The following is an 18,771-nucleotide window of genomic DNA, read 5'->3' as shown; positions in this document are numbered from 1 at the left end:
CTAACTGAATTTCTGGCTAACAAGTTTATGTACAACAAAAATACAAATAAAGATCTTTTGGGTGCTGCTGTTACTGCTGCTTTGGGTGCAGGGATTGTCACTTCCTTTGCCGTCAGCCAAGGTCAACACCCAATGATTGCTATAGGAATTACTGCTATGGCCGGATTAGTTGGTGCCTTGTTACATCAGGCTGACTTAGTATAAACGAAAGGCATGTATATTTTTGTTGTAAATCTATAACTCAGGGGCGGGGGCGCGGGGACATGGAGAGATGGGGGAGATTTTTATTAAGGGCTAGCCACTGTTGACGATTTTCTACAAATATCTTGCAGTATCTAAAAAAATATGTTATACTTTGATTAGGATTATAGTGTCATTGAAAACATTCTGTAACTTGAATTGAAGCCGAAAACCAAAGCTTTAATGATAGTGGTTGCGTTTTCTATTAAACACAGATTTATGCGCCTTGAGCGGAACAAAACCGATCTTGGCCTTGGGAGATACCCCCTGGCTGCTTAAGCAGCTTGCATTAGTGGGCTAAAATCTGCAAAGTAGATTTTGGTAGCTAAAAAGTATCGGTAAATATTATCCTGAAATGATATTAGCCTTCAATGGTCGTATTTTTGCAAAAGCGATGCAGCGAAGTAGCTCGGTAAAAGGAGGTCACCCCATGAGCGACGGCATCAACACAGTGAGATGCACCCAACGAAAGTCCTATGATAAGTAATTAACAACTTCCTAATTCTGTAGTGGGCTAATTGGAACAAACCAAAAGATTCTGCTCACCCTTAGCAGGAAACCCGTTAGACATCCATCCATTAACAGGATCAGTTATTCTTGCCCACTCGCGCCCTTGGAAGTCCTGGAAAAATTGCTCTTGAGAGGGACGGTTGATCAGTGTTACTTTCACGCCATTGGAAACAAGACCCCGTCGGGAAGAGTTAATATTCGGTCTGCTACGGACAGCTATACCTCCAGAACCATCATATACAACTTGGCGGCAGAGATATGATGGTGTTTGAGTAGAGGATAATCTTTCTATCCCCTGACAGGACTTGAGATCTTTAGCTCGGACAAATCCAGGAATGGGGGAGTTGATCGCGATCCAACCATTTTTACTAGGGTTGTTTTCGGCCAGAATAACTTGTTCATTAGGAGCTAAGGTTCTGATTGGGTTAGAGGTTGATCGCTGTTTGTAGATAAACATTGACTCCGCAGCTTGGCGGCAGAGAGATTGTGTTTGAGTAGGGCGTACTCCTCCTATCCCCGGCGGACACAGCTTCAGATATTTGGCTTCGACAAATCCAGGAATGGGGGAGTTGATCGCGATCCAACCATCTTTGCTAACCTTGTTTTCGGCCAGAATAACTTGTTCATCAGGTTCTAAGGCAATCATTGGGTTAGAGATTGATCGCTGTTTGTAGATAAACATTGATTCAGCAGCAGCGCGACATTGATCCATCAATCCCTGAGCCAGTTGAAATTTCCCTTGAGTCTGGGCTTGGGTTGGTTTGGCCGAGGAGATGCTGTTGGAGGAATTGGTGTTGGGAATTACGGTAGCTCTAGCCCCTACTCCCCCTAAACTGCTCAAGACTAAAGCTAAGAGGGGGAGAAACATACTCCAGTGACGAATAGTGATCATGATTTAAAACTATTGCGTTATGGTTATAGAGTAGAATTGCTCTGTTTTGGTAAGAGTCTTGCTCTATAACTACATGCTTTACTATCGGATTACGTAAAATTTCTGAGATTCTGTTGTCCGAAACATTACCAATGCTCTACTGTGATTTGTTAGACTAACGGTAAAAGTTTCCTTGGAATGATCATGGAGACCCTTGCCTATCTTCATCTTGCCTTAAGCGAAGAAGAACTAGCTTATACTCCTGCAGTTTTGACGGAGTCGAATCAAACATTGTTTCAGTGGCTCAAGGAGTATAAGCTAGTTACTCACCATCGGATTTATTTACTGTTGCTAGTTGCCATACTTAGCATTGTGGGGATGGCAGAAGAAGCCCTAGCCCAAAGGGTGCTGCGGGAAGGTCGTAGGGGAGCTGATGTAACACAGGTTCAGCGTCGTTTGCGAGAACTCGGGTATTTCAATCGGCAACCAACTGGCTATTTTGGTTCAATTACTAAAAATGCTGTGATTCGGTTCCAACGAAAAAAGGGGCTTCCTGCTGATGGGGAAGTCGGACCACGAACCAGAGCACTACTCTTTCCATCACAAACCAGAGTAGCACCATCCGGTAGGAATGTTAATCAATTTGGACTCAGACGAGGGTCTGGTGGATCAGCTGTTACTAAACTTCAGCAACAGTTGGCAGATCTGGGGTATTTCAATGCCAACCCAACCGGCTACTTTGGTCTGGCCACAGAAAAAGCAGTGATTCGATTTCAAAGATACTATGGTCTCAGGGCCGATGGGGTTGTGGGATCACAAACTAGAACAGCACTATCTAATCCATTATTTACTCAACCAGAATCGTTTGGAGTCCTGCCTGGGAAGATGCCTGTTCCTCTTGCTGACAATAGCCGTCAAGAACCCATAGCATTTGGTACTCCTATCCGTAGCAGTGAACTACGACGAGGCGATCGCGGTCCAGAGGTTAGACGGCTTCAGGAAGCGTTGAGGTCTCGAGGGTTTAAACCCGGTGCTATTGATGGGAGCTATGGCGGACAAACTGAGGATGCAGTGTTTAAATTTCAGATACGTAATAATAATCTACTTCCAACCGGTATAGCTGATTTACAAACCCTGCAAGCATTGGGACTTATTGATCTAATTTCTGAACCTGAGAAGAATCGCTATGTGGTGGTGATCCCCATTCAAAATGATAATGTGCTGCGTGAAGTGCTACGTCAGACGACTCTGACTCGTGAGAATATATCTGATAACGGTCGAGGCGGTTATTTTAATGCTGGAGCTTTTTCTAGCCGTAGTGAAGCGGAAAGTCGTTCCTATGAATTGCGATCGCAAGGATTTGATGCCCGGGTAGCCTATTTTTAAGTAAGCTTAAGTCCACTAACAACGAAATAGATCGGGGTGCTCCCTGAGATACTTAACCTCAGGTATTGATAAATTCAATAAATTTTGAACAACTAGAACCCATGGGACTTGGGATAGCTAGGGTGATAGCTAGGATAAGAATAGCTAGGATAAGATTAGTAATAAGCCCACACTTTCCTAATAGGTAAGAAGTTAATAGGTAAGTGTGGGAGTATGTCACCAAGGGATTAGCTCAAAGCTTCCAGATAATCCCGAACTCGGTTACGGCGCTTGGGTTGCCGCAACTTTTGTAACGCCTTAGCTTCAATTTGGCGTACCCGCTCCCGAGATAAATCCAAAGCGCGACCAATCTCAGCGAGAGAGTAAGGCTGATTATCTCCCAAGCCAAACCGCATCCGAATCACATCCCGTTCACGGTTGGTTAGATCGGCTAGGAGTTGCTGTAAATCCCGTTGTAAGGCTTCTCGCATCAACACTTCTTCTGGAGAGGTTTCCTCAGTTTCGAGTAAATCTCCCAGTTCGGTGTCTCGTTCCTTACCAACTTTAATTTCCAAAGAAACAGAGCGGGGTACTCGTAGTAATACTTCTCGTACCTGAGCCGCAGTCATTTCTAATTCCACAGCAATATCGTCAATGGTTGCTGTGCGCCCACGTTCCTGGGAAATCTTCCGTTGGGCTTTTTTGATTTTATTGAGCTTCTCAGTAATGTGAACTGGCAGGCGAATGGTACGGCTTTGGGTAGCGATCGCTCTGGTGATTCCTTGACGGATCCACCAGTAAGCATAGGTGCTAAATCGGTAGCCTTTGGTCGGGTCAAATTTCTCAACCGCTCGCTCTAATCCCAGAGTTCCTTCCTGAATTAAGTCTAGGAGTTCCAAGCCACGGTTTTGATACTTCTTCGCTACTGACACTACCAGACGTAGGTTAGCTTTGATCATGTGTTCCTTAGCTTGGAGCCCTTCAGCTTGTACCTGCTCTAGCTCTTTGGATGTTAGTTCGGCTAACTCTGCCCAACGCAGTTTACCAGCTGACATACTCGGCTTCAGTTGAGAAACGTCAATTCCTGCAGCGGTTGCCCACCGTTCTAAGGAAGGACGGTGACCTAACTGGGACGCTAGACGATCATGGGTTTCAATCAGGTGGACAAAGCGCTCCATGACTTTATCTTCGGATATAGCCGATTTATTGCGCAGCCGTAGTAGTTTCATGTAGCGCTGAACTTTTTGAGCTTCCGAGACTTCCTCATCTCGCCTCAGTAGACGAACCCGACCAATTTCCTGGAGATATAACCGAACTAGGTCGGTGGTGCGACGGGTGCTATTTTTGGTTAAGCTAGCCGCGTCTACACCCTCAATCTCCACATCAACTAAGTCATCCACTGATCCTTCCCCATCGTCCCTTGGGCCATTAAGCTCAAAGCTATAGGCAGAAGTCTCGTGATCTAATTCTGTGTCGGCATAGAAAGGAGTGGCTGGCATAATGATCTCTCGATTACAACCAGTGACAACACGGAATTGTGTTTGTCACACTTAGTACTAGAATTCCCACCCATGATGACCGGAGAAACAGCTACTAAAATTTTTTTTCCGGCAAGACTTACCGGTTATCCCTGGTAGCCCTTATTAGTATCCGTAGCTAACGGTTCACCCGATCTGTCCACCCTACCTTGCCGCATTTAGCTTAAGGTCTATAGATGGCTAAAGGAACAGGATCTCCTGATTTCAGCTATTTTAGAAGTAACTCTATAGGTAAATAGAGACCTTGGTCAAAAGCTGTATTAATCTACAGTGCGCATCATGGGGATTCCAGAAAGATTCTCGCTAATTCAAGAAAAAATTTTATTTATGGGTATCAGGGACTAATATCAAGGACTAAGCAGTAGGCAAGCTACTTGCGGAGATCCTTTGCTCGAATGGGTTTTAAGAAACAACGAACTTATGAATAAGTGCATACACATAGTTCAAAATTGCCAAATTATTGCCGAATTACCAGAGTTATCAAATATTAGTGCCACCTAGCTATGTTGCCAGATTGGCCATGGCATTACAAAACTTTATAAAATTTTACTAAAGTTTGCAATGTCTTGATGCAGTCGCTTTAGCTCAAGCAGTGGCATGTCTCTAAAGATTCTATATTTTCAGAATGCCTGATAGACAACAGCAAAATGTCTCAATTTTTGTCTCAGTTTTTTGTCATAGACAACAGCAAAATGTCTCAGTTTTTTGTCTGAGTTTTCCTGTCTGAGTTTTAAAGCAGGCGAGCTTCCGGAGCAGGAGAGCTTTCGCACTCAGGCAGCAAGGGATACTAGCTGGTGCAAGTAAATTTTTCATGATCATTGCGATACTCTTAAGGCCAAAGGCCACGCGGGGCGCGTTCAGAGCCGCTACGCGAACGCATTCGAGATCAGACCATTATTCTGGCTTAGTATCTCGTAACATTAGAGCTTCAACAGCAGCTTGGGGGGTAATCTCCCCTTGGAGCAATCGATGGACTTGATAAGTAATGGGTACTGAAATTCTTTTGAGCTTAGCTCGTTCCATCACAACCTTTGTAGTGTTGACCCCTTCTGCTGTTCCCTCCAAGTTGGCCAGAATATCTGCAAGTTTCTGACCCTGAGCGAGCTGATAACCAACTTGATAATTGCGACTGAGGCGACTACTACAGGTTGCCAGTAAATCTCCTAGTCCCGACAAACCGTAAAATGTTTCTACCTTAGCACCCCAATCTGTACCAATACGAATCATTTCTGTAAGTCCACGGGTTAGCAAAGCTGCTTTGGCATTTGTGCCTAGTTGTAAACCATCACAGGTTCCAGATGCGATCGCCATTACATTTTTGAGGGTACCCCCTAGTTCTACACCGAGGGGGTCTCGATTGGTGTAAACCCGGAAATTTGGCGAAGAAAACACCTGTTGTAGTCTCTGAGTTGCTTTTACATCTGTGCTAGCTACTACTGTAGCGGCTGGGAGTTCTTGTTTAATTTCTTTGGAAAGATTGGGACCCGATAGCACCGCTACAGGATTGTTGGGAAATTCAGCTTGCCAGATTTGAGAGGGAGTACGGGTAGTTTGCAAATCTAACCCCTTAGTCGCTGTGACCAAGATCACGTCAGAAGATACTGATAAACACTTTAGCTGTTGCGCTACAGAATTTACCCCCGACATGGAAACAGCAGACAAGATAATAGTGCTAGATTTTATAGCATCTGCTAATTTTGTCTGACTCCGACGGGACCACAAACAAACCTGATCACCGTTTTTAGAGGCTAGGCTATTGAGGGCTGTACCCCAAACACCAGCTCCGATTATAGTGATTTTGGTCATTTGTTATTTGTTATTGCAGTTCTCAATTAGGTGAGGTGCTTTCGCCCTGGGGAGTAGGGAGTAGGGAGTAGGGAGTAGGGGTAAGAACATTGAATTTACCTGATCAGTATAATAAACGCTTTCTTGGTTAGTTGTTAGTTTCAATTGTTTTGCAACCATGAAAGCGTTCATCGGGGATACCGCTGCATTAATTCTCGAACTTGCTCGGCATGATAGGAACTGCGGGTGAGGGGAGAAGAAACAACTTGCAGGAAACCGAGGGATTCACCATACTCTTTCCAAGTATCAAATTGTTTAGGGGTTATGAATTCAGCAATTTTTAGGTGTTTTTGAGTGGGTTGAAGATACTGACCAATAGTTAAGATGTCGCAGTCTACTTGCCTTAGATCTGCCATGACTTGCCGGACTTCAGCATCAGTTTCTCCTAAACCTGCCATTAGACCAGATTTGCTGTAAACTGATGGAGCCAAGTTTCGCGTCCGCATCAGTAATTCGAGGGAACGCTGATAATCCCCTTGAGGCCTTACTTTCCGATAGAGTCGGGGTACTGTTTCTGTATTGTGATTGAGGACTTCGGGTTTAGCTTGAAGAATCGTTTCGAGGGCATCCCAGTTCCCGCACAAGTCTGGGATTAAAACCTCAATAGTGGTATCAGGTGAGACCAGGCGAATGGCTTCAATGCACTGTACAAACTGGGAAGCACCACCATCAGGTAAATCATCCCGGTTGACAGAGGTAATAACTACATGATTTAAACCCATGCGCTGCACGGCTTCTGCTAGGCGTGTGGGTTCAGTGGAGTCAAGGGCTTTGGGTTTTTTCTCAAAGTCAATATCGCAGTAGGGACAAGCACGGGTGCAGGCTGGTCCCATAATTAAAAAGGTGGCGGTACCAGCATTAAAGCACTCTCCGATATTGGGACAAGAGGCTTCTTCACAGACAGTATTGAGTGCTAAATCTCTTAAGGTTTCTTTAATATTGCCGACACGCTGCCATTGGGGCGCTTTGACTCGCAACCATTCTGGTTTAACTACCACTCTTGGTTATACTCCAACTATATATATATATAAATTTAAGTTACGTTACTTTAATCTTGATCCTAGCAAGCTAGGGGCGGATTGCCCCTAAGGCATGATAAAATAGATGAAATCTTAAATTATGGCTTTATCGGGATGTAGCGCAGTTTGGTAGCGCACTTCGTTCGGGACGAAGGGGTCGCAGGTTCAAATCCTGTCATCCCGATTGTGCTTTTGGACTAACTATAAAGGTTAGCTGGTTACAGGTTAGCCGGTTACAGGTTAGCCGGTTCTTAAACCTTGGCCAAAAGGCCACGCAATCGCGTTCAACCTTAAACCTTCAACCTTAAACCTTCAACCTTAAACCTTCAACCTCTTCAACCTTCAACCTCTTCAACCTTAAACCTCTTCAACCTTAAACCTTCAACCTTAAACCTTCAACCTCTTCAACCTTCAACCTCTTCAACCTTAAACCTCTTCAACCTTAAACCTTCAACCTTCAACCTTCAACCTCTGAATAAAGTTCCATCACCTTAGTGATAGGCATTCGCGATCGCACTCCCAAAGTCAAAAGGGAAGTATGTCCTTGATTTAAATGGTCAGTTGCGGCACAGCCAATCATTGCGGCATTATCGGTACAAAACTTCAGGGGAGGGAAAATAACTCGCAAATTATGCTCAGTTGCTGCAGCTTGCAACTGTTGTCTCAATCCACTATTGGCAGCCACCCCACCCCCAACCACAATCGTGTCCAGACCATAGTCGAGAGCACAAGCAATGGTACGCTTGGTAAGCGATCGCACTACGGTTTCCTGAAAGCTGGCAGCAATGTCGGTCACTGGAATTTCTGAGTGTTCCTGCTCGAATTTTTGCACCAGCCTTAGCACCGCTGTCTTCAAACCGCTAAAACTGGAGTCATAGGGATGATAACCACCAGTAGGAAGGGAAATCTTACCTTCTGGCAAGGGAAAGGCTTTGGGGTTGCCCTCTCGTGCTAACTTATCTATAGCTGGTCCTCCGGGATAGCCTAACTTTAATAATCGTGCTACCTTATCGAAGGCTTCACCGGCAGCATCGTCACGGGTTGCCCCCAGTATCTCATAGCTACCACAGGTTTTGACATAAATTAAGCTAGTGTGACCGCCAGACACCAAGAGACTCAAAAATGGTGGTTGTAGTTCTGGCTCACTGAGATAGGTGGCGTAAATATGACCTTCTAGATGATGGACACCCAGAAACGGCTTGTGGTGAACCATGGCCAGGGTTTTGGCAGCTGTGACCCCCACTAGTAGAGAGCCCACTAAGCCGGGAGCGCAGGTAGCAGCAATGCCGTCAATTGCTGCCCAGTCCAGTTGAGCTGCTTCTAGGGCTTGCGCGATCGCATGATTGATGGTTTCTAGATGGCTACGGGATGCTACCTCTGGCACCACACCGCCATACTGCCGATGCATAGGAATTTGGGAAGTAACGATATTGCTACAACATTTACGATTTTTAACAATCGCCACAGCTGTTTCATCACAACTGGTTTCTATTGCTAAAACACAAGCCATTCACCAATGACCTTTATTGAAACACTACTTTTAGTTAATTAAACTTTACTAGATACACGGCTCAGAGTAAGATTGCCTGAGTGTACAAATAATTTGATCTTTTGGTTTGTACAAAAAACTTTTTGTTTCTTAACAAAAGGAGACACTTTCTATGCGACGATTGTTAGCTTTAATTTTTGCCGTCTCTGTTTGGTTTTGCGCCATCAGCCCAGCCTCTGCTTCTTTGGATCATCTCACCCCTTGTAGTGAGTCTGCTGCATTTCAAGCCCGGAAGGCTGAGTTCGTAAACACTACAGCTGACCCCAATTCCGGTGCGAACCGATTTGAGCGGTATTCTCAAGCACTTTGTGGTGATGAGGGATATCCCCGCTTGATTGTGGATGGTCGTTTCTCCCATATGGGTGACTTCCTGATTCCTAGCTTACTCTTCCTCTATATCACTGGCTGGATTGGCTGGGCAGGTCGCAGCTATCTACAAGCGATTCAAAAGGGTAAGAACCCAGAACAAAAAGAAATCATCATTGAAGTCCCCTTGGCATTTAGTAAGATGCTATTGGCTGCCTCATGGCCTTTGTTAGCATTCAAAGAAATCACCACTGGTGAAATGTTTGCTAAAGATGATGAGATTCCTGTCTCACCACGCTAGCAATCATACTTAGACTCCCTCGCGGGAACGCTTTTAGCACTGAAAAGTTAGCTAAAAACTACTGTCGTTCTCGCTAATCAAATTTTCGCGCTTTTATAGACAGGGCATTATCTTGATGTGCCAAAATGTCTTAAAATAGTTACCGATTTTAGGAGAATGTTCCATGCAGGATTTAGTTAAGTATTTGTCCCTAGCACCAGTGTTATTGGCTGTTTGGATGACCATTACAGCTGGAATTTTGATTGAATTTAACCGCTTTTTCCCGGATCTACTTTTCCATCCGTTGTAATTAGCAAGAATGGGTAAAAATTGAAATAATTCATTCCGGACTAGTAGTAGGTAAGCTAATTAATTTGTAGCTCCTACCCCAGTTAGCTGAATTATTAAAATTTACCCTAAAAAACCTTTTGATAATTTGACAAAAATAATTCAGAGTGCAGAATCCGTAATCCAGAAGTAGGGTCGAAGATTTCTGAACTATTTCTGAATTATTAAGTGGCTGAATCCTGAATTTAGCAACTAATAATTCTGCATTCTGAATTGATAATTCAGAATTCAGTTGACTTTTTGTAAAATTGTTTGAAATGGCAAATCTGGCACTGCTGAGTGTATCTGACAAAACTGGACTAATCGACTTTGCCCGTCAGCTAGTAGAAGAATTTGAATTTGATTTAATCAGCAGTGGCGGAACGGCTAAAGCCTTGCAATCAGAAGGTTTGCCGGTAACGAAAGTGTCTGATTACACTGGCTTTCCAGAAATTTTGGGTGGCAGAGTGAAAACCCTACATCCACGAATTCATGGTGGAATTTTGGGAAGGCGAGATTTGCCCGAAGATGTGGCAGAAATGGAGACAAACCAGATTCGTCCCATTGATTTGGTGGTGGTGAATCTCTATCCATTTGAACAGACTGTTGCTAAACCGGACGTGAGTTTAGCAGAAGCAATTGAAACTATCGATATCGGTGGTCCAACACTGCTGAGGGCAGCTGCGAAAAACTATGCTCACCTGACAGTGCTGTGTAATCCTAGTCAGTATCAGGATTACTTAGAGGAGTTGCGCCAGAATGGAAATCAACCATCAATCGAATTCCGTCAGGCTTGCGCTATAGAGGTTTTTGGTCATACCGCTGCCTATGACCATGCGATCGCATCCTACCTGATCGGCTACGAAGATCCAGTGTCCCTACCAAAACGATTTACCTTATCTGGACAACAGCGCCAATCTCTACGCTATGGCGAGAATCCCCATCAACCGGCATCGTGGTATCAATCCGGAACGGTTCCTACTGGTTGGGCTGCAGCCACTAAACTTCAGGGTAAGGAACTCAGTTACAACAACCTGGTGGATTTAGAAGCTGCACGGCGGATCATTAATGAATTTACTGACACTCCAGCCGCAGCAATTCTCAAGCACACCAATCCTTGTGGGGTAGCGTTGGCAGAAACCCTATCGCAAGCCTATCAGAAAGCATTCAATGCTGACTCTATTTCTGCCTTCGGTGGAATTGTGGCATTAAATCAACCCATTGATGCTGCTACAGCTGTTGCGTTAAAGAAAACTTTCTTAGAATGTGTAGTCGCACCAGGCTGTGAACCAGAAGCTCAAGAAATTCTCAGTGCTAAGTCGAAGCTAAGGGTGTTGCTATTACCAGACTTACAGACGGGATCAAAGCAAACTGTGAAAGCTATTGCAGGGGGGTTTCTGGTACAAGCTGCTGATGATGCCATGGATAATCCTGAGAATTGGCAAGTGGTGACCCAAAAGCAACCTACTCCTGACCAAATGGCAGAATTATTATTTGCTTGGAAGGTGTGTAAGCATGTTAAATCTAATGCCATTGTCGTGACACGCGATCGCACAACCTTAGGTGTGGGTGCCGGTCAAATGAATCGGGTAGGTGCAGTCAATATAGCTTTAGAACAGGCTGGAGAAAATAACAAAAATGCGATCCTTGCTAGTGATGGATTCTTCCCCTTCGATGACTCAGTGCGGACAGCTGCTAAAGCAGGGATTGAGGCAATTGTGCAACCAGGTGGTAGCTTACGAGATCAAGACTCGATTCAGGCAGCAGATGAACTGGGATTAATCATGGTGCTCACCGGTATGCGCCACTTTTTACATTAGTTATTTAAATTATCCAGAAGAAATAGTCGTGATTCGGAGCAAATTTATCGAACACTAATTTTGCTCCGAATCGCCCATTGTTAGTCATTTCATTTGATTGAAGCCGACTAATTAGTCAGGTATGAAAGACACTTATTGGCTTAGTTTTCAGTAAATGCGCCTTGTATTTCCCTATTTCCGTATTTACCCAAATCCCTATCACCCAAAATTGTTAACTTATTGTATTTTGAAACACACCTGAAGTGCTTAAGGGAGCGAAACTAAGTCAACTGCCTAAGTCCTTTTGACAAAAAATACATAATAAATTCAATATTGATGAGTATTTATCTTTTAAAATTTAGGCATATAATAATATAAAGTGGTGATGAGAATGGTAAAGTTATGCAACTATGTAAAGAGGCCTTAGGAATTCTCAAAGAAACTAGTCGAACTTTCTACATTCCAATTAGTTGCTTACCAGGAGGGTTACAAGAATCTGTTGCTTCTGCATACTTGTGTATGCGTGCAATTGACGAAATTGAAGATAATTTTGATCTTGATCACCCTACCAAGGCTTCACTGTTGCGAAAAATTAGTTTCGGTCTACAAGGTATAGGTAATGGATTCAGTGCCTCGGAATTATCTTTAGCCTTGAGTAAGCACGAACAGCCACTTCCAGAAGTAAGCATTCGCATTGGTGAATGGGCAATGCTAGCACCGGAAACCATTGCACCTCGCATTTGGGAAGCTAGCGCAGCTATGGCAGATCGAATGGCAGCTTGGGCTGAATGCGGTTGGGAAATTAATACAGAAATGGATTTGGATGCTTATACTTATAGCGTTGCCGGGTCTGTAGGATTGTTACTTTCTGATTTATGGGCTTGGTATGATGGTACCCAAACTAACCGTAGTTATGCAGTTGGTTTTGGTCGGGGTTTACAAGCAGTCAACATTCTACGTAACCGCTCTGAAGATTTGACAAGGCAAGTGGATTTTTTTCCCAACGGCTGGGGCGAAGAAGAGCTACAAAAATATGCTCGGAGAAATCTCTATTTAGCTGATGCTTACACCAATGCTCTGATGAAGAATAGTCCAGCCAGAAATTTTTGCCAAATTCCCCTAGCATTAGCTCATGCAACCCTTGATGTTTTAGCCCTCGGACAATCTAAACTAACCCGCAGTGCAGTGATGGGTATTGTTGAGGAATTAACAACTAAGTAGATCGGTATAAAAGTGTTCTATTCTATTAGGAATAGATAAGCGATCGCTCAAGAACAACACACTGTCATTTTTTTTGCTGAGCTTCAATGGGGGTAAACCCTAGATTGTGTAAGGCTTTCAGTGACTGCGATCGCCATCTTTGTCAAAAATGCAGCAATAGCGCTTCTGATATTGAGTACAACACAAATCAACTTTACGGGCGCACACCGTGCGCCCAATTGCTTATGGTCGATTACATAAGACCTAGTTGTTGCAGAATTCCGTTACCAGTCAGCAACTCGGTAGCCAAGCCAATGGCGAAACCAAGCATTGCCAAACGGCCATTCCAAGTTTCAGCAAAGTTGGTGAAACCGAACTTAGATTCTTGCTCTTGAGTCATTGTTATAGATCTCCTAGCTCTTTGTTAGCTTCTGTAATATAAGTTAACCTATTTTGGAAAAAGTTGCAACATTTATTTATATGTTTTTTCCATAAATATGGTATATGATGATACGCTTTGCCTGAAGTAGGCATAACTGGAGGCTATGGGGAGATATGGTTAAGGGTTAACAGGTTGTTCGCGTAGCGTGGCCAAAGGCCAAGGTTAACCGGTTGAAGGTTGTTCGCGTAGCGTGGCCAAAGGCCAAGGTTAACCGGTTGAAGGTTGTTCGCGTAGCGTGGCCAAAGGCCAAGGTTAACCGGTTTACCCTTGAAGGTTCTTGAAAGTTGAACGCGAACGCGTGGCCAATAGGCCAAGGTTAACCGGTTGTTCGCCTGTGGCGTTCGGTGTAGGGTAGGTTGTTCGCGTAGCTTGGCCAATAGGCCAAGGTTCTAAGCAGCAACCAGCAACACCGACTAACCTTCAACCGACTAACCTTCAACCGACTAACCTTCAACCGGTAACCTGATAACTTGCAACCGCAATCAACTAATACCTTTGATTGCTACTTGGTCAGTTAAGATCAATCGCAATATCACCCTGTGCTGCTGACCATGAACTCCGCACGTTTCCTGATCCTGCAACTACTGATGACTACGGTAGTAGCCTGTGCTTCAACTAGCACCTCAACTCAAGCACCTGCTGCACCGATTTTACAAAAGTCCTCGTCTGAGGAATCTCCCCAAATTGCTCAGGCACCTACACAAACAAATGCTTTATTGACAAAAACCCTAATCGATACCAAACCCCTGACACCCCAACGGATTCAAATTACCCTGAATGATTTACCCCAACCCTTTGCTACTTCTAGCGCCTCTCGACCTCCAAATGTTGTAGCAGTACCATCCAACCCAAGCCTAAAAGTACCAGCGGGTTTCCAAGTGAACGTATTTGCTGATGGGTTAGACCGTCCCCGCTGGCTAGCACTTACTCCCACTGGGGATATCTTGGTCACAGAAACTCGGGCAAATCGTATTCGTTTATTGCGCGATCGCAATGGTGATGGAGTTGCTGATGTCAAAAAAACCTTTGCTAATGCCAGTAATGGGTTAAATATTCCCTTTGGCATGGCGTTTGCTGATCAATACTTCTTCTTGGGCAACACTAATGCTGTACTCCGGTTTCCCTACACTAAAGGTCAAGACCAACTCACTGGCAAAGGTCAAAAAATTGCTGACCTCCCTGGCGGTGGCTACAACCAGCATTGGACGCGCAATGTGGTAGTATCTCCCAACCTAAACAAACTCTACGTCTCTATTGGTTCACGGTCTAATGTCGATAGGGAACCCTTACCCCGAGCATCGGTACAGGTGATGAACCTGGACGGCTCAAACCAAAAGACCTTTGCCTATGGCTTACGTAATCCTGTCGGTCTCGACTTTCACCCAATTACTGGTGAACTTTACACTACTGTCAATGAACGAGATCTGATCGGAGATGACCTAGTTCCTGATTACTTCACCCGTATTCGCCAAGGGGAATTCTATGGTTGGCCCTATGCCTATTTAGCCCCCCATCTCATCGATCCCCGTCAAACCCGCAATGGTCAAAGCATCAAACCTGAACTGGTTGCCCAAACCCGAACTCCCGATGTCTTGTTCCAATCACACTCAGCAGCACTAGGATTACAATTTTATGATGGACGGACCTTTCCAGAAAAGTATCGTAACGGTGCCTTTGTAGCGTTTCGTGGCTCTTGGAATCGTAACCGAGGCACTGGTTACAAGGTTGTCTTTGTTCCCTTCAAAACTGATAGACGACCATTAGGCTACTATGAAGATTTTTTTACTGGTTTTCTAATTGATTCCTCAGGACCAACCACCTGGGGACGTCCAGTTGGGTTGCTGGTGCTCAAAGATGGCAGTCTGTTAGTAACAGAAGAAGCCAACAACCGCATTTACCGAATCCAATACCGGAATATTAACCCTAAGTGAAGTGCTCTCGACTAACCCCAAGGGTGTAGTTGGTGCTTCCTGTTTCGTTCCCTGTTGCCTCAATGCACCCTTACTACAGGGTTAAGACAGCGTCTCTGGCTCAAATGAACCTTGATCAGCGACAACCACCAAGATGGATGTCTCTACGAAAGCTGAACCCAGGTAGCAATCCAACTGACCCAGACTGATTTATGATTGACATTAACCCTTGGTTTTCGGGATAGCATAACTTTGCTTAAGTCTAATTCTTTTAAGAATATCTTATTTATTACGACTTGATTAGGACAAAATTTTTTGACTGGAAATTCATCCCCTACTAACCGCACTTAGTGTAGATTGGGGAATGTTTACCGAATCTTATTAAACCTGGCTTGGTACTAATAACTAATGACTCATAACAAGTCTTTGTAAAGATATTTAGGAAAACTTAATATCAGACAAAAAACAGTAATGTGCCATGCTAAGGTGTTGTTCGGGAAACCAACCTAATCCCTTTCACGTTTATGCAATCGCCAAATTCCCTACGTCGGACAAAGATTGTCGCCACAATTGGCCCTGCGAGCAATAGCCCAGATGTTCTCAAGGCACTAATTCAAGCTGGTGCCACCACTTTACGACTTAATTTTTCCCATGGCACCCACGAAGACCATCAGCGCAATATTCGCCTGATTCGCCAGACGGCCTTTGAACTCAATCAGCCTGTAGCGATCCTGCAAGACTTGCAAGGACCGAAAATTCGCTTGGGGCGGTTTGAAAACGGTTCCATTGTTGTCAACAATGGCGATCGCTTCACCTTAACCAGCAAATCCATGGTTGGTAAACAGGAAATCAGTTCAGTTACCTACGAACCCCTAGCGGACGAAGTGCCTGCGGGAGCCACCATCCTATTAGATGATGGCAAAGTTGAGATGCGGGTAGATGAGGTAGACCGAGAGCAACGAGCCTTGCACTGTACCGTTACCGTCGGTGGACCCCTCTCAAATAACAAGGGAGTTAACTTCCCTGGTGTCTACCTATCCATCAAAGCTCTAACCGATAAAGACCGACGAGATTTAATGTTTGGTTTGGATCAAGGTGTGGATTGGGTAGCACTCTCCTTTGTTCGGAATCCTCAGGACATATTAGAAATCAAAGAACTGATTAACAGTGCTGGCAAGCAGGTACCCGTCGTTGCCAAAATTGAAAAGCATGAAGCCATAGAGCAAATGGAAGCAATTATCTCCCTGTGCGATGGGGTGATGGTTGCTCGGGGTGACTTAGGGGTAGAACTGCCAGCAGAGGATGTACCAATCTTACAAAAGCGACTGATTGCCTCAGCCAATCGACGGGGAATCCCAGTCATCACTGCCACTCAAATGTTGGACAGTATGGTTCACTCGCCCCGACCAACTCGTGCAGAAGTTTCTGATGTAGCTAATGCTATCCTTGATGGCACTGATGCAGTCATGCTCTCTAACGAAACTGCTGTTGGTAAATACCCAGTAGAAGCGGTAAAGACTATGGGCAGGGTTGCGGTGCGCATTGAGCAAGAACAGATCATCGGTCATGCTCGTGACACCAGCCGTTCCATTCCCAATGCTATATCCCAGGCAGTTGGTCACATTGCGGAGCAGTTAGATGCAGCAGCCATCATGACTCTGACCAAAACTGGTGCTACAGCACGGAATGTTTCTAAATTCCGACCCCAGACTCCCATATTAGCAGTAACACCCCATGTAGATGTGGCTCGACAACTCCAGCTAGTTTGGGGGGTCAGACCTTTGTTAGTCCTGGATTTACCCTCAACTGGTCAGACCTTCCAAGCCGCAATGAGTGTGGCTCAGGAAAAACAGCTTCTAACAGAAAGAGATTTGGTGGTCATGACCGCAGGGACAATCCAAGGTGTGGCTGGGTCAACAGACTTAATTAAAGTAGAAGTAGTCAAAGCAGTTTTGGGTCAGGGAGTTGGTATTGGTCAGGGATCAGTAAGTGGTGTTGCTCGGGTGGCTGGCACTGATGGTGATTTACCTAATTTCAACCACGGAGAAATCCTAGTGGCTCCTTCAACCAATGCCAAATTTGTGGAAGTTATTCGCAAGGCAGCAGGAATTATCACTGAGGAAGATAGTATAACTAGCCATGCAGCAGTGATTGGCTTACGCTTAGGTGTGCCAGTAATTGTGGGGGTGAAGAATGCGACCCAATTGATTCGGGATGGGGCAATTTTGACTCTGGACACACAGCGGGGTTTAGTTTATTCTGGTACCCTTGGGGCTAGCCCCAGTGACGGGTTACTAATGACTTGAATAAATTATACCCATCAGCATTGTGTATTTTGTCTTGGCTATTCCCTGGTTTTCTTTGTATGCTCAAGCATCACTTAACTATAAAATAGTTTGTGGTACTATTTGGCTACTAACTTAACCTGGTAGAGTCAATATTTTGGAATTCGTAATTGGTAAGATCAAGTCCGGTTAATCACTTAGAAAATGGTTGAGCCTATGCCCATGAATTTAAAATTGTTAATTGTTAATTGTTAATTGTTAATTTTCAATTTTAAATTAACGAAAACCCCAGAATTATAAGTAGTCAACCGGACACGATATTACTCATGACCGTAACTGTCCTGCTTTAAGCTTGTAGACTGATCAAAATTTATCATCAACACATCTTGGTGTTTACATCTTTAGTGCTTCGATTTCAGTGAGTAGGGATTGAGTTTCAATATGCTTCTGTCTCAGTTTACCTGCCAAGATGTTTTTTTGATGATTTAGTTGTTGTTTTTCTATAGCCAGACATTGATTTTCAGCCCTCTCCAACTCAAGTTGCCTTTCTAAACATGCTTTATCCCATGCCAATTGTTTGTTTTGTCTGAGGAGTGATTTAACTTCCGTCTTGACTTGGTTTAGCTCCACAATTATTCCTTTAGTTTTCTGTACCATCAACTCCCAGGCTTGATAATCCCAATTTGAAGTTTCTACTCCCCCATCAAGCTCTTCAAGAAAAGCCTGCTTTTCCAGCTCCAGCCGTTCCACCCTCTCTTGCAGTGAGACATTTTTCTTATGCAAGCTCCTTAAGGAGTTATTAACTACAATAAACTTATTGATTATCCCAATAATTTGCTGATGACTTTCTTTGAGTTCATATTCCAGCCACTTAATTTTATCATTAGCAAAATTTAGATCTTGTTCAATTGCTTCATAGTTATTTAAAATAAAAAACAACCAATAGATTAATAAATTTTGGATTTGATTGCTATCTTTGATAGTTTGGTTTTTGGGTTTAAAATTATAAATTGCTAATAAAAACCAGCTGAATAACAAAAAACTGATAATTGAATTCATGAGAGCTTCGTTGTCAAGTAATTACATCACTTTTAGCATCAACGTTCCATACCACGACAACCGTGTAAATACAGAATTAAGCAACTGAGCTAACTCATTACAAAACTCATATTACGAGGAATTTCACCGAAGTCGTGTATTTTTAAAAGCTCCTCTTGATAAAACAAAAATTTTTTACTGCTGCCCTTTTAGTAGGGATTGGTTAGTTAGCCCATGAACTAATACC

18 protein-coding genes and 1 tRNA gene are annotated in these 18,771 nt (G+C 44.0%); 10 read left to right on the top strand and 9 right to left on the bottom strand.

The window, feature by feature from the left end; translation table 11 throughout:
- The first annotated feature begins 27 nt into the window (after window positions 1-27).
- Complete coding sequence (locus tag BJP34_RS45710) at window positions 28-204, top strand: hypothetical protein (protein ID WP_009148761.1); 177 nt, start codon at window positions 28-30, stop codon at window positions 202-204.
- Window positions 205-754: 550 nt separating this feature from the next.
- On the opposite strand, the gene BJP34_RS21370 is transcribed toward BJP34_RS45710, so the two are convergent.
- Complete coding sequence (locus BJP34_RS21370) at window positions 755-1,642, bottom strand: SH3 domain-containing protein (RefSeq protein WP_070394087.1); 888 nt, start codon at window positions 1,640-1,642, stop codon at window positions 755-757.
- A 177-nt stretch (window positions 1,643-1,819) separates the two neighbouring features.
- Between BJP34_RS21370 and BJP34_RS21365 the strand changes: the two genes are divergently transcribed.
- Window positions 1,820-3,007, top strand: coding sequence for a peptidoglycan-binding domain-containing protein (locus tag BJP34_RS21365; RefSeq protein ID WP_070394086.1), 1,188 nt, complete (start codon window positions 1,820-1,822; stop codon window positions 3,005-3,007).
- A gap of 227 nt (window positions 3,008-3,234) precedes the next feature.
- On the opposite strand, the gene sigC is transcribed toward BJP34_RS21365, so the two are convergent.
- The 4 genes from sigC to lipA form a co-directional block, all read right to left on the bottom strand.
- Window positions 3,235-4,485, bottom strand: coding sequence for an RNA polymerase sigma factor SigC (gene sigC / locus BJP34_RS21360; protein WP_070394085.1), 1,251 nt, complete (start codon window positions 4,483-4,485; stop codon window positions 3,235-3,237).
- Between the two features lie 933 nt (window positions 4,486-5,418).
- Window positions 5,419-6,330 carry an NAD(P)H-dependent glycerol-3-phosphate dehydrogenase gene (locus tag BJP34_RS21355; RefSeq protein WP_070394084.1) on the bottom strand — a complete coding sequence of 304 codons (912 nt, stop codon included), beginning with the start codon at window positions 6,328-6,330 and terminating at the stop codon, window positions 5,419-5,421.
- A 3-nt stretch (window positions 6,331-6,333) separates the two neighbouring features.
- The gene (locus tag BJP34_RS44005) at window positions 6,334-6,501 is read right to left on the bottom strand and encodes a hypothetical protein (RefSeq protein WP_158517367.1); all 168 of its coding nucleotides are present in this window, start codon (window positions 6,499-6,501) and stop codon (window positions 6,334-6,336) included.
- Window positions 6,498-7,367, bottom strand: coding sequence for a lipoyl synthase (gene lipA, locus BJP34_RS21350; RefSeq protein ID WP_070394083.1), 870 nt, complete (start codon window positions 7,365-7,367; stop codon window positions 6,498-6,500). The genes BJP34_RS44005 and lipA overlap by 4 nt, the downstream gene beginning before the upstream one ends.
- A 131-nt stretch (window positions 7,368-7,498) precedes the next feature.
- Here lipA and BJP34_RS21345 point away from each other — a divergent pair.
- Window positions 7,499-7,572, top strand: a tRNA-Pro gene (locus BJP34_RS21345).
- A 273-nt stretch (window positions 7,573-7,845) separates the two neighbouring features.
- Here BJP34_RS21345 and tsaD read toward each other — a convergent pair.
- On the bottom strand, window positions 7,846-8,898 hold the full coding sequence (gene tsaD, locus BJP34_RS21340) for a tRNA (adenosine(37)-N6)-threonylcarbamoyltransferase complex transferase subunit TsaD (protein WP_070394082.1): 1,053 nt from the start codon (window positions 8,896-8,898) through the stop codon (window positions 7,846-7,848).
- A 151-nt stretch (window positions 8,899-9,049) separates the two neighbouring features.
- On the opposite strand from tsaD, the gene BJP34_RS21335 reads away from it, so the two are divergent.
- From BJP34_RS21335 to BJP34_RS21315, 4 genes are all read left to right on the top strand, one after another.
- The gene (locus BJP34_RS21335; protein WP_070394081.1) at window positions 9,050-9,544 is read left to right on the top strand and encodes a Photosystem I reaction center subunit III; all 495 of its coding nucleotides are present in this window, start codon (window positions 9,050-9,052) and stop codon (window positions 9,542-9,544) included.
- Window positions 9,545-9,707: 163 nt separating this feature from the next.
- Entirely contained in the window at window positions 9,708-9,833 is a 126-nt protein-coding gene (gene psaJ / locus BJP34_RS21330) for a photosystem I reaction center subunit IX (RefSeq protein ID WP_070394080.1), read from the top strand.
- A gap of 295 nt (window positions 9,834-10,128) precedes the next feature.
- Window positions 10,129-11,670, top strand: coding sequence for a bifunctional phosphoribosylaminoimidazolecarboxamide formyltransferase/IMP cyclohydrolase (purH, locus tag BJP34_RS21320; protein ID WP_070394078.1), 1,542 nt, complete (start codon window positions 10,129-10,131; stop codon window positions 11,668-11,670).
- A 381-nt stretch (window positions 11,671-12,051) separates the two neighbouring features.
- A complete protein-coding gene (locus BJP34_RS21315; protein WP_070394077.1) occupies window positions 12,052-12,870 on the top strand; it encodes a squalene/phytoene synthase family protein in 819 nt (272 codons plus the stop codon).
- Between the two features lie 232 nt (window positions 12,871-13,102).
- Here the strand turns inward: BJP34_RS21315 and BJP34_RS21310 are convergent, their stop codons facing one another.
- Entirely contained in the window at window positions 13,103-13,249 is a 147-nt protein-coding gene (locus BJP34_RS21310; protein ID WP_070394076.1) for a chlorophyll a/b-binding protein, read from the bottom strand.
- Between the two features lie 143 nt (window positions 13,250-13,392).
- On the bottom strand, window positions 13,393-13,668 hold the full coding sequence (locus BJP34_RS40520; RefSeq protein WP_149031101.1) for a hypothetical protein: 276 nt from the start codon (window positions 13,666-13,668) through the stop codon (window positions 13,393-13,395).
- Between the two features lie 174 nt (window positions 13,669-13,842).
- On the opposite strand from BJP34_RS40520, the gene BJP34_RS21305 reads away from it, so the two are divergent.
- The 3 genes from BJP34_RS21305 to pyk all read left to right on the top strand — a co-directional run bounded on the left by BJP34_RS21305 (window position 13,843) and on the right by pyk (window position 17,507).
- Window positions 13,843-15,222, top strand: a complete 1,380-nt coding sequence (locus tag BJP34_RS21305; protein WP_070394075.1) for a PQQ-dependent sugar dehydrogenase — start codon at window positions 13,843-13,845, stop codon at window positions 15,220-15,222.
- Window positions 15,223-15,254: 32 nt separating this feature from the next.
- Window positions 15,255-15,410, top strand: a complete 156-nt coding sequence (locus tag BJP34_RS44000) for a hypothetical protein (protein WP_158517366.1) — start codon at window positions 15,255-15,257, stop codon at window positions 15,408-15,410.
- Between the two features lie 315 nt (window positions 15,411-15,725).
- A complete protein-coding gene (gene pyk / locus BJP34_RS21295) occupies window positions 15,726-17,507 on the top strand; it encodes a pyruvate kinase (RefSeq protein ID WP_070394073.1) in 1,782 nt (593 codons plus the stop codon).
- Window positions 17,508-17,879: 372 nt separating this feature from the next.
- Here the strand turns inward: pyk and BJP34_RS45705 are convergent, their stop codons facing one another.
- Window positions 17,880-18,545: a hypothetical protein gene (locus tag BJP34_RS45705; protein ID WP_070394072.1), complete on the bottom strand. Its 666-nt coding sequence runs from the start codon at window positions 18,543-18,545 to the stop codon at window positions 17,880-17,882.
- Window positions 18,546-18,771: the final 226 nt, after the last annotated feature.

Origin of the sequence: Moorena producens PAL-8-15-08-1, from assembly GCF_001767235.1 — a bacterium.
Classification (GTDB): Bacteria; Cyanobacteriota; Cyanobacteriia; order Cyanobacteriales; family Coleofasciculaceae; genus Moorena; species Moorena producens_A.
Note: the sequence above shows the minus strand (reverse complement) of the source record. Positions and strands in the feature narration are given on the sequence as shown.

Bases quoted from the DNA above. Each gene is read 5' to 3' on its own strand.
- BJP34_RS21310 (WP_070394076.1), bottom strand. From the start codon at position 13,249: ATGACTCAAGAGCAAGAATCTAAGTTCGGTTTCACCAACTTTGCTGAA.
- BJP34_RS45705 (WP_070394072.1), bottom strand. From the start codon at position 18,545: ATGAATTCAATTATCAGTTTTTTGTTATTCAGCTGGTTTTTATTAGCA.
- pyk (WP_070394073.1), top strand. From the start codon at position 15,726: ATGCAATCGCCAAATTCCCTACGTCGGACAAAGATTGTCGCCACAATT.
- BJP34_RS21370 (WP_070394087.1), bottom strand. From the start codon at position 1,642: ATGATCACTATTCGTCACTGGAGTATGTTTCTCCCCCTCTTAGCTTTA.
- BJP34_RS21305 (WP_070394075.1), top strand. From the start codon at position 13,843: ATGAACTCCGCACGTTTCCTGATCCTGCAACTACTGATGACTACGGTA.
- tsaD (WP_070394082.1), bottom strand. From the start codon at position 8,898: ATGGCTTGTGTTTTAGCAATAGAAACCAGTTGTGATGAAACAGCTGTG.
- sigC (WP_070394085.1), bottom strand. From the start codon at position 4,485: ATGCCAGCCACTCCTTTCTATGCCGACACAGAATTAGATCACGAGACT.
- BJP34_RS44005 (WP_158517367.1), bottom strand. From the start codon at position 6,501: ATGAACGCTTTCATGGTTGCAAAACAATTGAAACTAACAACTAACCAA.
- BJP34_RS21355 (WP_070394084.1), bottom strand. From the start codon at position 6,330: ATGACCAAAATCACTATAATCGGAGCTGGTGTTTGGGGTACAGCCCTC.
- purH (WP_070394078.1), top strand. From the start codon at position 10,129: ATGGCAAATCTGGCACTGCTGAGTGTATCTGACAAAACTGGACTAATC.
- psaJ (WP_070394080.1), top strand. From the start codon at position 9,708: ATGCAGGATTTAGTTAAGTATTTGTCCCTAGCACCAGTGTTATTGGCT.
- BJP34_RS21365 (WP_070394086.1), top strand. From the start codon at position 1,820: ATGATCATGGAGACCCTTGCCTATCTTCATCTTGCCTTAAGCGAAGAA.
- BJP34_RS45710 (WP_009148761.1), top strand. From the start codon at position 28: ATGTACAACAAAAATACAAATAAAGATCTTTTGGGTGCTGCTGTTACT.
- BJP34_RS21315 (WP_070394077.1), top strand. From the start codon at position 12,052: ATGCAACTATGTAAAGAGGCCTTAGGAATTCTCAAAGAAACTAGTCGA.
- BJP34_RS21335 (WP_070394081.1), top strand. From the start codon at position 9,050: ATGCGACGATTGTTAGCTTTAATTTTTGCCGTCTCTGTTTGGTTTTGC.